Below are 13,028 nucleotides of genomic sequence, written 5' to 3' on the forward strand. Positions count from 1 at the left end.
GTCGATCGCGCGTAGCGCGAGCGGGGTGGGGTGATCTCTCCACGCGGGCACTGTGGGATGAGGAGAGACCGTCACCCCACCCCGTCTCATATTTCGCTACGCTCAATATGAGCCGACCCTCCCCCTCCAGGGGAGGATAAGAAAGCGCCTACTTCCGCATCCTCGCCTTGGCGCCGGCGACGATCTGCATGGCGACGCCTGCGATCCAGCCGAAGAAGACGAGCCAGGTCCAGCCCATGTGCGGATCGAGGCGCAGCACGATGACGAGGACGGAGACGAAGGCGGCGAGCGTGGCGCAGAGCGTGCCGGCGGAGCTCATCAATTCGGCGGCATCGATCTGGCTGTGCGCGTCGTCGAACGGCATTTGCGGCGTGTCGATGCCGAGATAGAAGCCGACGAAGCCGAGCAGCATCATCACCAGCAGGAATCCCTGCGTGGTGAGCTGCGGGATCGCCGATCCGACATAGGCGCCGACGAACAGCCCGCACGCCGCGCCCGCCATCGCAAGGCCGACGCGCTCGAAGATGTGAGCCGTTTTGCGAACACGAAAACGCATGGCGTGCCTCCGTCGCGGAGTTGAGGGATGGAGGTTAGGCCAGATTTGCGGGGCGTGGAAGCTGAGGGGATTTACGGAGGGGGCGGAGTGAGGGACGAAAGCGCTCGCCTCACATACCGCTGTCGTCCCTGCGAAAGCAGGGACCCATACCGCGTGATCCATCGATGATCCCGGGTGCGCGTTGACAACTTAACTACGAGCCTTCGCCAAACTGCTCCCTGTGGTTATGGGTCCCTGCTTTCGCAGGGACGACAGCGGTATATGCGGAGCCGCCATCGCGCCTCACATGGACAGACCCTACCGCGCCCCGAACGTCGTTTTTCCGAACAGCGCCTTTTGCGTCGAGGGCTGCGAGCGCCAATATTGCGGGGGTGCTTCGACCTCGCCGCCGAGCTCGGCGGCGGCGTGCCAGGCCCAGCGCGGGTCGTAGAGCATGCCGCGGGCGAGCGCGACCATGTCGGCCTTGCCGGATGCGACGATCTCTTCCGCCTGCTTCGCCTCCGTGATCAGGCCGACGGCGATGGTGGGCAATCCCGTCTCGCGCTTGATGGCCTCCGCAAACTGCACCTGATAGCCGGGGCCGAGCGGAATCTTCTGCAGCGGCGAGACGCCGCCGGAGGAGGCATCGATCCAGTCGACACCGCGCGCCTTCAGCGCGTTGGCGAAGGCGATGGTCTGCGCCAGATCCCAGCCGCCCTCGACCCAGTCGGTTGACGACACGCGCATGCCCACCGGCTTGTCGGCGGGGAATACCGCGCGCACGGCATCATAGATCTCGAGCGGGAAGCGCATGCGATTTTCGAGGCTGCCGCCATATTCGTCGGTGCGCTTGTTGGAGATCGGCGACAGGAACTGATGCAGCAGATAGCCGTGCGCGCCGTGCAGCTCGATGGCGTCGATGCCGAGCCGCGCCGCGCGCTTCGCGCTGTCGACGAAGGCCTCGCGGATACGCGTCAGGCCCGCGGCATCGAGCGCGAGCGGGGCCGCCTCGCCCTCCTTGTGCGGCAGCGCTGATGGCGCCACCGTCTGCCAGCCGCCCTGCTCGACCGGAATCAGCTGGCCGCCGTCCCAGGGCCGCGCGCTCGACGCCTTGCGGCCCGCATGCGCGAGCTGCATCGCGATCGCGGTGGAGGAATGCTTGCGCACGGAGGTGAGGACCTGGTGCAGCGCGGCCTCGCAGGCATCGCTGTAGAGCCCGAGACAGCCCGGCGTGATGCGGCCGATCGCCTCGACATGGGTCGCCTCGATGCAGAACATCGAAGCGCCCGACAGGCTGAGATTGTTGATGTGGGTGAAGTGCCAGTCATTGGCGACGCCGTCGTCGGCCGAATATTGGCACATCGGCGACACCACGACACGGTTCTTCAGCGTCAGGCCGCGCAGCTTGATCGGGGAAAACAGGACGGACATGCGGGGGGAGTTCCGGACAGGAGGGAGGGATGGAAGCAATTGCATGGAGTGTAATGGGCGGACGGCAGATTGCCAGCCCTCGCGGGCGGCATGGCGGCGGGCAGGGCCATGCATTGCCGCTCGACGGCGGTTTCGTGCCCCGGACGCGGCGCAGCGCGCAGCGATGCGCCGCAGAGCCGGGGCCCATGCAACAGCGAACGCGCGGCTTCCTGGGTCCCGGCTCTGCGCAGCAACGCTCGCGCGTTGCAGCGCGTCCGGGACACGCGAGCGCAATGGTGGCTACGACACGGCCTACTCCGCCAGCGTGAACTGCAGCAACAAGGTCCGCTGCAGCATCGAGAAGTTGTCGTCGGAGATCAGCGTCAGCACGGTCTCGCCGTCCGCCGTGACGTGGGCGTCGATGCCTTCCATGTTGTCGATCTCCTGGCCGAGATCGGCGACGAACAGCGCGGGGCCGTCGACCAGCGCGCCCGGCGCGATCGACTTCAGCGGGATCGCGCGGATGCGGATGTTGACGCCGGTGAACCAAGAGAATTTGCGCTCGAGAATCAGGAGCTCGCCGGAAGGCAGCAGCACGGCGTCGCTGATGTCGTATTTCTCGATGCGGCGCACGCTGAACTGGCCGGGCGTGGGGCCGCCGATCAGGAAGGCCGTGAGATTGCCGTCGGCATCGAGGCCACGCTCGGAGAAGGCGATCAGCGTGCCCGCGAGTGGTTGCCCCTTGGGCACGACGACCAGCGCCTCGAGCCCCTTGTTGGACGGCAGCTTGCGCACGCCCGGCGGCACCGGCATCACCTCGCCGCGCGCGCGCGTGCCGCCCTTGGCAAAGTCATAGCGCAGGATCTGGTTGACGCGCTCGAGCCCGATATAGACGAGGCTGCCGTCGCGCGCGATCGATTCCGAATCCCACCACAGCCGCTTCTCCGTGATCGGCCGGCCCTCGGCGCCTAGCAGCGGCGCAGCCTCGACGTCGGCGAGCCCGGTCATCTTGCCATCGGCATAGCGGATGGCCCCGGTGAACCAGCCGCCTTGGTCTGAGACGGCGAGGAAGCGCTCGCCCCTGGCATCGAGCCGAAGGCCGGACAGGCCGCCGAAGCCGCGATAGGGCGAGGTCAGCACGAGGCCACTGCGATAGTTGAGCGATCCGAAGCGCGTACGGGTGCGGTCGCGCGGCTCGAAATTGGGAATGACGCGCGCGTTGACCTCGACGCTGACGGGGTCGGCGACGGCATGCTCGAGCTGAAGCGGGCGCGGCGGCGGCTCGACCGTAGCTTGCGCCAGCGCGACTCGCGAGACTGCGAAGGTGGAGACTCCCGCCGCAGCGTATCGAAGAAAGCTGCGGCGGGATGAATGCGTGCTCACGAATGCAGTTTGCGTCGCGGGCGACCGGCCGGCTGGGTTGGCGCGGTGTTGGTCTCGCTGAAGAGTTCGGCGAGCTTCTCGGTGATGGCACCGCCGAGCTCTTCCGCGTCCACGATCGTCACCGCGCGGCGGTAGTAGCGCGTCACGTCATGGCCGATGCCGATCGCGATCAGCTCGACCGGCGAGCGGGTCTCGATCTCCTCGATAATGTAGCGCAGGTGCCGCTCGAGATAATTGCCGGGATTGACCGACAGCGTGGAATCGTCGACCGGCGCGCCGTCCGAGATCATCATCAGGATCTTGCGCTGCTCGGGCCGGCCGAGCAGGCGCTTGTGCGCCCAGTCGAGCGCCTCGCCGTCGATGTTCTCCTTGAGCAGCCCCTCGCGCATCATCAGGCCAAGGTTCTTCCGCGCACGACGCCAGGGAGCATCCGCCGATTTGTAGATGATGTGGCGGAGATCGTTGAGGCGGCCGGGATTGGCCGGCTTGCCGGCGGCCAGCCACGCCTCGCGCGATTGCCCGCCCTTCCAGGCGCGCGTGGTGAAGCCGAGAATCTCGACCTTGACGCCGCAACGCTCCAGCGTGCGCGCGAGGATGTCGGCGCAGGTCGCGGCGACCGTGATGGGCCGTCCGCGCATCGAGCCGGAATTGTCGAGCAGCAGCGTCACCACGGTGTCGCGGAACGTCGCCTCCTTCTCGTGCATGAAGGACAGCGGGTGATAGGGATCGGTGACGACGCGCGACAGCCGAGCGGGGTCCAGAATGCCCTCTTCGAGATCGAACTCCCAGGCGCGGTTCTGCTGCGCCATCAGCTTGCGCTGCAGGCGGTTGGCGAGGCGGGCGACGATGCCCTGCAGATGCGCGAGCTGCTTGTCGAGATAGGCGCGCAGCCGCTCCAGCTCGTCATGGTCGCAGAGGTCCTCGGCGGCGATGACCTCGTCGAATTTGGGCGCGAAGGCGTGGTATTCCGGCCCGCGCGGCTCGTTCTTGCCGTGCGAATTCGGACGCGTCGCCTCGCCCGGCGTCTCGTCGTCGCCGAGCTCGCCGTCGTCGAAGGTGTCGGAGGTCGAGGCCTGCGCGCTTTCCATCGCGCTCTCGCTCATCTCTTCGCTCGAGGCCTGTGCCTGGTCGGCGCTCATCTCCTGCGCGGCGTCGGAATCGGGCGAGCCCTCGGCGCCGGACTGATCGTTGTCGCCGTCCTGGTTCTCGTCGTCGTTGTCGTCGTCCTCGCTGTCGGCATTGCGCTCGTCGCCGAGCTCTAGCGCGGAGAGCAGATCATGCACGGCATCGCCGAACCGGGTCTGGTCCTCGACCAGCGTATCGAGCCGGTCGAGCCGCTTGCCGATCTTGTCTTCGAGGATCGGACGCCAGAGGTCGACCATCTTCTTGGCGGCGGTCGGCGGCGCCATGCCGGTCAGGCGCTCGCGCACCAGCATCGCCAGCGCATCCGCGAGCGGCGCATCGGCGCGGTCGGTGATCTCGTCGAACTTGCCGCGATGGAAATGATCGTCGAGCATCGCGGTGAGGTTTTTCGCAACGCCCGCCATGCGGCGCGCGCCGATCGCCTCGACCCGCGCCTGCTCCACCGCCTCGAACACGCCGCGCGCCTGCGGATTGCCCGGCATCAGCTTGCGATGCAGTTTTGCGTCGTGACAGGCGATCTTCAGCGCGATGGAATCGGCATGGCCGCGCACGATCGCGGCGTCGCGCTTGGTCATTTTTCGCGCGGGCTCAGGCAGCCGCGCCTTGCCGGGCGCGAGGCCCGGGCGCTCGGCCGCGAAGGAGACGTCGAGCTCCGGCGTCTTGGCGATCGCCTTCAGACAGGAGGCAACCGAGCGCTTGAACGGCTCGGTCGGCGCTTCCTTGGTGCTGCGGAATTTGGAGTTGGAGGTGGTGCTCATCTCGATCTCACCGTCGTCCCCGCGAAGGCAGGGACCCATAGCCACAGGGAGCAGTTAGTGAGCACACTGATGGCCCGATCTTCGCAAAACCACGGCCTGTGGTTCTGGGTCCCGGATCTGCACTTCGCTCTCGACAACGCTTCGCGTTGCCCAGAGCTGCGCTTGTCCGGGACGACACCATTGTTGCGTCAGCTCAGCGCCACGTTCACCGCCGATTCCGGCAGCTCGGCGTTGAAGCAGCGCTGGTAGAACTCGGCGACCAGGGGCCGTTCGAGCTCGTCGCACTTGTTGAGGAAGGTGACGCGGAACGCAAAGCCGATATCGCTGAAGATGTCGGCGTTTTCCGCCCAGGTGATCACCGTGCGCGGGCTCATCACCGTCGACAGATCGCCGTTGGCGAAGGCGTTGCGGGTGAGATCGGCAAGGCGCACCATCTTGTTGACGATGTCGCGGCCTTCCTGCGTGCGATAGTGCTTGGCCTTGGCCAGCACGATTTCCACTTCCTCGTCATGGCTGAGATAGTTCAGCGTGGTGACGATGGACCAGCGGTCCATCTGGCCCTGGTTGATCTGCTGGGTGCCGTGATAGAGGCCCGAAGTATCGCCGAGGCCGACCGTGTTGGCGGTCGCAAACAGGCGGAACGCCGGATGCGGCTTGATCACCTTGTTCTGGTCGAGCAGCGTCAGGCGTCCCGAGACTTCCAGCACGCGCTGGATCACGAACATCACGTCCGGGCGGCCGGCGTCGTATTCGTCGAACACCAGCGCGACGTTGTTCTGCAGCGCCCAGGGCAGGATGCCGTCGCGGAATTCGGTGACCTGCTTGCCGTCGCGAACCACGATGGAGTCCTTGCCGACGAGATCGATACGGCTGATGTGGCTGTCGAGGTTGACGCGCACGCAGGGCCAGTTCAGGCGGGCCGCGACCTGCTCGATATGGGTGGATTTGCCGGTGCCGTGATAGCCGGTCACCATCACGCGGCGGTTGCGGGCAAAGCCCGCGAGAATGGCGAGCGTGGTGGCACGGTCGAAGCGGTAGTCGGAATCGACTTCGGGCACATGAGGATCGACTGCGGAATAGGCGGGGACTTCGAGATCGCTGTCGATCCCGAACACCTGGCGCACCGACACCTTCATGTCGGGCAGACCGGAAACTTCCTCAACTTTGGACATGGCGGCGGTCGTCATCAATCCTCCGAGGTCCCGGGCGGTCCCGAAACCGGTTATTCGCACGTTGGCTGCGGCTGGGTGCTGAAAATCAACCTATCAGAGACAACGAGCCGGCAGAAGCCCGGCCGCCAATCAAAGTTCCGTTGTCTTTTCATTTAGATAGGCAAGGAACGCAGTTTTTGGAGGGCTGCCTTGCGAATCACGCCCAAATTCGGGCGGATCACGCCCGTTCCGTGCGAATGGCACTTTGGCCGTATGCAGTTACTTATGTAGGGTCCGAAGGCCCCATGCTCCAGCCCTGCAAGAGACGACGTGACGTCCTTTCTCGATCCCCTGATATCCTTCGTTTCGGCCCACCCGTGGCTGGCCTATCTGACCCTGTTCCTGGCGGCGCTGCTCGAAGCCGTGCCGGTGGTGGGCTCGGTAATCCCCGGCTCGACCATCATCCTGGCCCTGAGCGCCCTGGTCCCGGGCGGCGAACTGGCACTGCCGTGGGTACTGCTGGCGGCAGCGAGCGGCGCCGTGCTCGGCGACGGCTCGGCCTATTGGATCGGGCACCGGCAGCAGCGCAAGATCCTCAACACCTGGCCGCTGACCAATTATCCGCGCGTGGTCGCTGAGAGCGAAAGCTTCTTCCACCGCTTCGGCACCTGGGCCGTGTTCTTCGCCCGCTTCGTCCCGCCGATCCGCGCCTTCGTGCCTGTCACCGCCGGCGCGCTCGGCATGGCGCCGGCGAAGTTCTACGCGGTGAACATCCCGGCGATCCTGGTCTGGGCGCCGGCCCATGTGCTGCCGGGCGTGCTGGCGGTGTCGGCGCTGCACGAATATGCCGGGCTGCATCATCATGGGCATGTCGGCAAGCACATCTGGATGCTGACCGTGGTGGGCGTTGCGATCGTGGCGCTCAGCGTCTGGACGCTGCACCGCCGTCAGATCGGAAGGCCTTGAGCCAACCTGGAGATCCTCTGGCTCTGGTTGGCAAACTCATGTTCGATAATTTCGGCCCAAAAAATATGCGAGCGCCATCTCAAACGGTCTGAAATAGCGGGAAAATCTGGCCCGGGCATTGCGTGCACAATTTGTTCACCCCACAATCGCGGAATGACTTATGCCGATATGGGATTTTGGGTAGCTACCGCCGCAGCCGTTATAGCTGCGTTCTATAACGCGCTCGTATACCACTGGCCAAAGCCGCCACCCGTGAGCACCCCAAACAAATCCAAAAAGCCGGCCCTACCGATCCACTCCAGACCACGGCTTTTTGTACCTATGTTGCTGTTAGCCCTGACGTGGACTGGTGTTCTTTTTGATTATGTTGACCGCAACTACTGGTCCGGGCCATCCCAAGCCGAATCTCCTCTTAAGGAGAATAGTGCCCGACTCGATGTCCGCCTTTGGCAACCAATAGTAACGCCAGAAAAGCAGTATGCCGTAAACATATTCACCATCAATAATGGAAAGAACACAGCCAGCGCATTTCGCCGCGCCGGCATAATAATGTTGGCTACGAGCCGCGCGCCCAATAGCACAATTGATGGCATGTTCCCGATTCTGCGTTCGCAGATTACGCTGTCAGAACCGGGGCCCAAATCGGAAATTCACCCCGGACAAGCTGATACATGGTTCACGGTGTTCGGGCCGAAATTGGATGACAAACAGACCGCTGATCTGAACTCCGGTACCCTCTTAGCCTACGTCCTGAACATAATGCAGTATAAAGACCCAGTCACGCCAAACCGGTTTATCTATACAGAGTCTTGCGTTTACTACATGGGTGCGGCTCTGCACCTTTGCGAGAACGGACACAACCGTAGTTACTTAGCAGACTAACCGCCCTTATCCGACAGCTTACTCTCGATACTGAGCGCAGCGCAGCCTATACTGACGTTCGCTTCCCCGGCGCCGGCCCAACATACCGCGCCCTTGGCCGTATCAACTTCCCGAACTGCAACTGCTCGCTGGCATGCGCGATCCAGCCGACGCTGCGGGCCATGGCAAAAAGCGCGAGCTCGCTGCCGGCGGGCAGGCGCAGCGCGTGCACCAGTACGGCGAGTGCATAGTCGATGTTGACGAATTCGCCGGTCGCTTCCGCGATCCGCTCCGGCACCTCGCGGGTGAACTTTCGCGGCGCGCCGGCGCGCGACAAGGCATTGAGCAGCGATTGCGCGCGGGGATCGCCGCGTTTGTAGACGCCATGGCCGAAGCCGGCAAAGCGCTCGCCGAGCGCGACGCGCTCGCGCACAACAGGGCCGACGTCGCGATCGATCAGCGTCTTGACGAGCTGAGAGGCCAGCACGCTGGCGCCGCCGTGCTTGGGCCCCTTCAACGAGGCGAGACCGGCGATGACGGCATCATAGAGATTAAGGCCGGTCGAGGCCGCGCAGCGCGCGGTGAAGGTCGAGGCGTTCAGCTCGTGATCGGCCAGCAGCACCAGCGCGCGGCGGATCAGGTCGGGCGCATGCTTGTTGTCGGCCACCCAGGCGTTTGCGATCTGCTGATGCAACGGCTCGGCTGAGGGCTCGGCATTGAGCATGGTCGCGACCAGCAGCCGGACGATTCGTCCGCCGACCATCGCGCGACCATCAGGCGCACGCGTGAACGCGCGGGGATCGACGCTCGCGGCCAGTGCCAGCACGGCGATGGCGCGATCGATCGGTGCCGCCCGGCGCGCGGCTTGCGCGATGGTTCGCATCTCCTCGGAAAGCGCGGGCTGATTGTCCGACGCGAACGGATCGACGTCGGAGACATCCCAGAGCAGCGTCGCGGTGTGCTCCAGCGTGTCGCGCTCGGAAAGATCGACGCAATTGACGCCGCGATAGATCGCGCCCTCCTCGGTGATGGTCGAGATCTCGGTATCCATCACCGGCAGGTCGGCGTCGAAGCTGCGCAGGCCCCGCGGCTCCGGCGACGGCACCCGGCGCTCCTTCAGCGCCCGGACGTCCTCGGCCCGGTAGCGGTTCTTGCGCGAGTCCGGCGTCGGCTCGGAGCGGATCAGGCCGCGGCTGACATAGGCGTAGAGCGTGGCCGGCGAGATCGCGAGCTCGGCGGCGGCCTCCCGGGCGGAGAGGTAGAGGCCAGCGGAATTATTCATATTGATTTATGTAATCAAGATTGATCAATCTGTCGAGAGGCCCGACCTTTCCGCCCGTGCAGTGCAAACGGGAGATTGGGCCATGAATATCCACCTCACCAAAAGCCAGATCGGGCTGGACGGCGTTCCCGCAGCCGAGTCCGTGCTGAGCCATGTCGACGGCGAGCGCGGCGAGTTGATCATTGCCGGGGAGCATGTCGGCCGGCTGGCGAGCCAGTCGAGCTTCGAGGGCGTCACCGCCCGGCTCTGGAACGGCGCCAGCAAGTCGACCTTGAGCGAAGCCAATGTGCGGGCGAGCCTGGGCACGGCGCGCGACCGCGCCTTCGCGCGCTTGCCGGACCTGTTGCCGGCGACGCGCGGCATGGGCGTCATCGACGGATTTCGTGCGGCCGTCGCCGGCCTTCGCGCCGAGCCTGGACTGGAGCACGAGGCGACGATCGTCGGCGCGTTTCCGGTGATCGCAGGCGCGTTGGTCCGGCGCGCCAAAGGGCTCGAGCCGGTCGCCCCCGATCCAACGCTGAGCCATGCCGCAGACACGCTGCGCATGCTGCACGGACGCGCGCCCGCCGCGCGCGAAGTCACCGCGCTCGACGCCTATCTCGTCACCGCCAGCGATCACGGCATGAATGCCTCGACCTTCACCGCGCGGGTGGTGGCCTCGACACAGGCCGATCTGTTCGCCGCGGTGACCGCCGGCTATTGCGCACTGACGGGTCCGCTGCACGGCGGCGCGCCGGAGCCGGTGCTGGAGATGCTGGACGCGATCGGCACGCGCGAGCGCATCCAGCCCTGGGTGGATGCGGCGCTCGCCCGCGGCGAGCGGATGATGGGTTTCGGTCACCGCGTCTATCGCGTGCGCGATCCGCGCGCCGACGTGCTGAAGGCCGCGGTCGAGGCGCTGGCATCCAACGGCACCGATCTGCCCTTTGCCGGCGAGGTCGAGGCGTATATCCGCGCCGCCTTGCGCAAGAAGAATCCGGAGCGGCCGCAGGAGACCAATGTCGAGTTCTTCACCGCGATCCTGCTCGACGCGCTGGCGATTCCGCGGCAGGCGTTCACGCCGATCTTCGCTGTGGCGCGCGCCGCAGGCTGGACCGCGCATGCGCGCGAGCAGCAGCGCACGGGGCGGCTGATCAGGCCGAGCTCGTCCTATGTGGGCGCGATGCCGGAAGCTTGAGAGCGGATGTCTCGGCGACTCCAAAAATCGCAGGGTGGGCAAAGGCGCACTTGCGCCGTGCCCACCATCTCTCTCGATCGCAAGGAATGCGTGGGCACGCCTGCGCTTTGCCTACCCTGCGAGACCGCCGTTGTGGAGATACCGCAACCGATGCGACGAAAGGACTCATCGGCGAAGGGGAACGTGGAGGCTCGCGGCGCATTCATGCTCGCCCCAATAAACTCTTCAGGGGCGAACAAGAAAAGGACTGATAATGAAGAAACTCGCTTGCGCCCTCGCTGCAGGAACGCTGCTCGCCCTCTCGTCGCTCGCCGGACCAGCCAATGCGTTGCCGGCCCAACCTTTGCCCGGCGCAGCGGTGTCCGATGACATCGTGAACGCACGCTATCATCACGCGCCGCGCCGCGTGTGCACCGTGCGCACGGTGGTCACGCGCGGCTATCATGGCCGCCGTATCGTCAAACACGTTCGGGTTTGCCGGGGCAGGTGACGTCTTTCGATGCCGTCCGCTTTGGCGGACGGCATCACATCACGGCGCGAAAACGGCCTTACGCCTCGCGCACCACCGTCTTCAGATAATTATACGCCTTGATGATCTCGATCAGGCGATCTTCGGTCGAGCGGTCGCCGCCATTGGCGTCGGGGTGGTGCTGCTTCACCAGCGCCTTGTACTTGGACTTGACGTCGGCGAGCGTGGCGCTGGGGCCGAGGCCCATGACCTGGAGCGCCTTGCGCTCGGCGTTCATGACCTTGCGCGTTTCGGCCTTGGGCTGGGTTGCCTCCGGGCCCTTGCGCCAGCCGGCGCGGCCGTTAAGCTCCTGGAACATGCTGAACGGATCGAACGCACCATCGATCTCGGCTTCCGCGCCCTTCTTGACGCCGCCATTGGCGCCCATCTTCCAGGTCGGACGGTGGCCGGTCAGCGCGTCCTTCTGGTAACGCGCGACGGCGTCGGCGTTCATGCCGGAGAAGAAATTGTAGTTCTGGTTGTACTCGCGCACATGGTTCAGGCAGAAGTGCCAGTACTCGCGCTGGTTCTCCCGGCCCTTCGGCGCGCGATGCGCGCCCTTGTTCTGGCATCCGACCCATTCGCAGCCGACGGCGGTGTCGCGCGGCTTCACTTCCGGCTGCTTGCCCCGCGGCTTGACGCGGATGGAGTCGAAGAACTTTGATGAATCGATCGGCATGGCTGACTTTGACTACGCAATGCAAAAACCTTCAAGTCTTGACATTGCAATTAGCTGCAAACCCGTAGCCGAAGTTTCACTTCGGCGTACTTGACGTACGGCCGCCAGAGGCGGCCTATGCAATTGACGGAGTGTCCGCGCACCCAGATGGCACACACATGGCTATGAGAGACACTATCAGCAACAAGTTGCAGGAAGCTTTCACGCCGGAAAGCCTGCAGGTCGTCGACGAGTCACATTTGCATGAGGGCCACGCCGGCCATCGGCCCGGCGGCGAGACGCACTTCCGCTTACATATCGTGTCGGCCGCCTTCAAAGGGAAGAGCCGGGTCGAGCGCCACCGCATGATAAATTCGGCGCTGGCCGCGGAACTCGCAGGCAGCGTGCACGCGCTGGCGATCCAGGCCAAGGCGCCGGGGGAAGGTTGATACTCTTTACCCTCCCCTGGAGGGTAAGAGAACTAGAACGACGTCCCCGCCCTCCGCGGCTTGGCCCCTTCCATTTCCGCCTCGCGCGGCACCGGTGAAATACGGAGCGCGGTGATGCGGTTGCGTTCGCGGCGCAGGACGCGGAAACGGAAGCCGTGGAACGTAAAACTCTGGCCACGGTCGGGGATCGAGCGCGCCTCGTGAATAACGAGGCCGGCGACCGTCGTTGCCTCTTCATCAGGCAGATGCCAGTCCATGGCGCGGTTGAGGTCGCGGATCGGCACCGAGCCGTCGACCACGACGGAGCCGTCCGGCTGGGCGCGCACGCCCGCGACAACGACGTCATGCTCGTCGGAGATGTCGCCGACGATCTCCTCCAGAATGTCTTCCAGCGTGACCAGGCCCTCGACCTCGCCGTACTCGTCGACGACCAGCGCAAAATGGGTCTTGCGGCGGCGGAACGCCTTGAGCTGCTCGGCGAGCGGCCGCATCTCCGGCACGAACCAGGGCGGCAGCGCGATGGTGGAGACGTCGATGCGCGAGGTGTCGCCGTCCGACGCGCGGATCGCGCGGAGGAGATCCTTGGCGTGGAGCACGCCGATGATGTTCTCCGGCTTCTCGCGCCACAGCGGGATGCGGGTGTATTCGGTCGCCAGCACCTCGCGCACCAGCTCCTCCGGCGGCAGATCGGCATTGATCATCATCATCTCGGTGCGATGGATCATGACGTCGGAGACCTGGAGCTCG

The 13,028-nt window shown here is 65.1% G+C and carries 13 protein-coding genes; 5 read left to right on the forward strand and 8 right to left on the reverse strand.

Annotated elements, in window-relative coordinates:
• Positions 1-148: 148 nt before the first annotated feature.
• From SE92_RS21310 to cobS, 5 genes are all read right to left on the reverse strand, one after another.
• Positions 149-556 carry a hypothetical protein gene (locus tag SE92_RS21310; protein ID WP_063198103.1) on the reverse strand — a complete coding sequence of 136 codons (408 nt, stop codon included), beginning with the start codon at positions 554-556 and terminating at the stop codon, positions 149-151.
• A 297-nt stretch (positions 557-853) separates the two neighbouring features.
• Complete coding sequence (locus SE92_RS21315) at positions 854-1,966, reverse strand: NADH:flavin oxidoreductase/NADH oxidase (RefSeq protein ID WP_063198105.1); 1,113 nt, start codon at positions 1,964-1,966, stop codon at positions 854-856.
• A gap of 291 nt (positions 1,967-2,257) precedes the next feature.
• On the reverse strand, positions 2,258-3,328 hold the full coding sequence (locus SE92_RS21320) for an esterase-like activity of phytase family protein (RefSeq protein WP_063198107.1): 1,071 nt from the start codon (positions 3,326-3,328) through the stop codon (positions 2,258-2,260).
• Positions 3,325-5,229: a cobaltochelatase subunit CobT gene (gene cobT, locus SE92_RS21325; RefSeq protein ID WP_063203683.1), complete on the reverse strand. Its 1,905-nt coding sequence runs from the start codon at positions 5,227-5,229 to the stop codon at positions 3,325-3,327. Before cobT ends, SE92_RS21320 begins: the two co-directional genes overlap by 4 nt.
• Before the next feature lie 188 nt (positions 5,230-5,417).
• On the reverse strand, positions 5,418-6,401 hold the full coding sequence (gene cobS / locus SE92_RS21330) for a cobaltochelatase subunit CobS (protein WP_502686773.1): 984 nt from the start codon (positions 6,399-6,401) through the stop codon (positions 5,418-5,420).
• 309 nt (positions 6,402-6,710) lie between these two features.
• On the opposite strand from cobS, the gene SE92_RS21335 reads away from it, so the two are divergent.
• Together SE92_RS21335 and SE92_RS36020 are read left to right on the forward strand one after the other, a co-directional pair.
• Positions 6,711-7,346, forward strand: a complete 636-nt coding sequence (locus tag SE92_RS21335) for a DedA family protein (protein ID WP_063198110.1) — start codon at positions 6,711-6,713, stop codon at positions 7,344-7,346.
• 153 nt (positions 7,347-7,499) lie between these two features.
• Entirely contained in the window at positions 7,500-8,228 is a 729-nt protein-coding gene (locus SE92_RS36020; protein ID WP_157095597.1) for a hypothetical protein, read from the forward strand.
• A 46-nt stretch (positions 8,229-8,274) separates the two neighbouring features.
• Here the strand turns inward: SE92_RS36020 and SE92_RS21345 are convergent, their stop codons facing one another.
• Positions 8,275-9,489, reverse strand: coding sequence for a citrate/2-methylcitrate synthase (locus SE92_RS21345; RefSeq protein ID WP_063198113.1), 1,215 nt, complete (start codon positions 9,487-9,489; stop codon positions 8,275-8,277).
• Positions 9,490-9,571: 82 nt separating this feature from the next.
• On the opposite strand from SE92_RS21345, the gene SE92_RS21350 reads away from it, so the two are divergent.
• Positions 9,572-10,666: a citrate synthase/methylcitrate synthase gene (locus SE92_RS21350; RefSeq protein WP_063198115.1), complete on the forward strand. Its 1,095-nt coding sequence runs from the start codon at positions 9,572-9,574 to the stop codon at positions 10,664-10,666.
• Positions 10,667-10,919: 253 nt separating this feature from the next.
• On the forward strand, positions 10,920-11,156 hold the full coding sequence (locus SE92_RS35115; protein ID WP_084251868.1) for a hypothetical protein: 237 nt from the start codon (positions 10,920-10,922) through the stop codon (positions 11,154-11,156).
• 58 nt (positions 11,157-11,214) lie between these two features.
• Here SE92_RS35115 and SE92_RS21355 read toward each other — a convergent pair whose 3' ends face one another.
• On the reverse strand, positions 11,215-11,853 hold the full coding sequence (locus tag SE92_RS21355) for a J domain-containing protein (RefSeq protein ID WP_063198117.1): 639 nt from the start codon (positions 11,851-11,853) through the stop codon (positions 11,215-11,217).
• 158 nt (positions 11,854-12,011) lie between these two features.
• Between SE92_RS21355 and SE92_RS21360 the strand changes: the two genes are divergently transcribed.
• Positions 12,012-12,281 carry a BolA family protein gene (locus SE92_RS21360; RefSeq protein ID WP_063198119.1) on the forward strand — a complete coding sequence of 90 codons (270 nt, stop codon included), beginning with the start codon at positions 12,012-12,014 and terminating at the stop codon, positions 12,279-12,281.
• A gap of 32 nt (positions 12,282-12,313) precedes the next feature.
• On the opposite strand, the gene SE92_RS21365 is transcribed toward SE92_RS21360, so the two are convergent.
• Positions 12,314-13,028 (reverse strand): transporter associated domain-containing protein (locus SE92_RS21365; RefSeq protein ID WP_157095924.1); only part of this gene is annotated, 715 nt, incomplete at its 5' end.

This window comes from Bradyrhizobium sp. AT1, from assembly GCF_001590795.1.
Taxonomy (GTDB): domain Bacteria; phylum Pseudomonadota; class Alphaproteobacteria; order Rhizobiales; family Xanthobacteraceae; genus Bradyrhizobium.

Coding starts and splice junctions, on each gene's coding strand:
- SE92_RS21310 (WP_063198103.1), bottom strand. CDS start 556: ATGCGTTTTCGTGTTCGCAAAACGGCTCACATCTTCGAGCGCGTCGGC.
- SE92_RS21315 (WP_063198105.1), bottom strand. CDS start 1,966: ATGTCCGTCCTGTTTTCCCCGATCAAGCTGCGCGGCCTGACGCTGAAG.
- cobT (WP_063203683.1), bottom strand. CDS start 5,229: ATGAGCACCACCTCCAACTCCAAATTCCGCAGCACCAAGGAAGCGCCG.
- cobS (WP_502686773.1), bottom strand. CDS start 6,401: ATGTCCAAAGTTGAGGAAGTTTCCGGTCTGCCCGACATGAAGGTGTCG.
- SE92_RS36020 (WP_157095597.1), top strand. CDS start 7,500: ATGACTTATGCCGATATGGGATTTTGGGTAGCTACCGCCGCAGCCGTT.
- SE92_RS21345 (WP_063198113.1), bottom strand. CDS start 9,489: ATGAATAATTCCGCTGGCCTCTACCTCTCCGCCCGGGAGGCCGCCGCC.
- SE92_RS21350 (WP_063198115.1), top strand. CDS start 9,572: ATGAATATCCACCTCACCAAAAGCCAGATCGGGCTGGACGGCGTTCCC.
- SE92_RS35115 (WP_084251868.1), top strand. CDS start 10,920: ATGAAGAAACTCGCTTGCGCCCTCGCTGCAGGAACGCTGCTCGCCCTC.
- SE92_RS21355 (WP_063198117.1), bottom strand. CDS start 11,853: ATGCCGATCGATTCATCAAAGTTCTTCGACTCCATCCGCGTCAAGCCG.
- SE92_RS21360 (WP_063198119.1), top strand. CDS start 12,012: ATGGCTATGAGAGACACTATCAGCAACAAGTTGCAGGAAGCTTTCACG.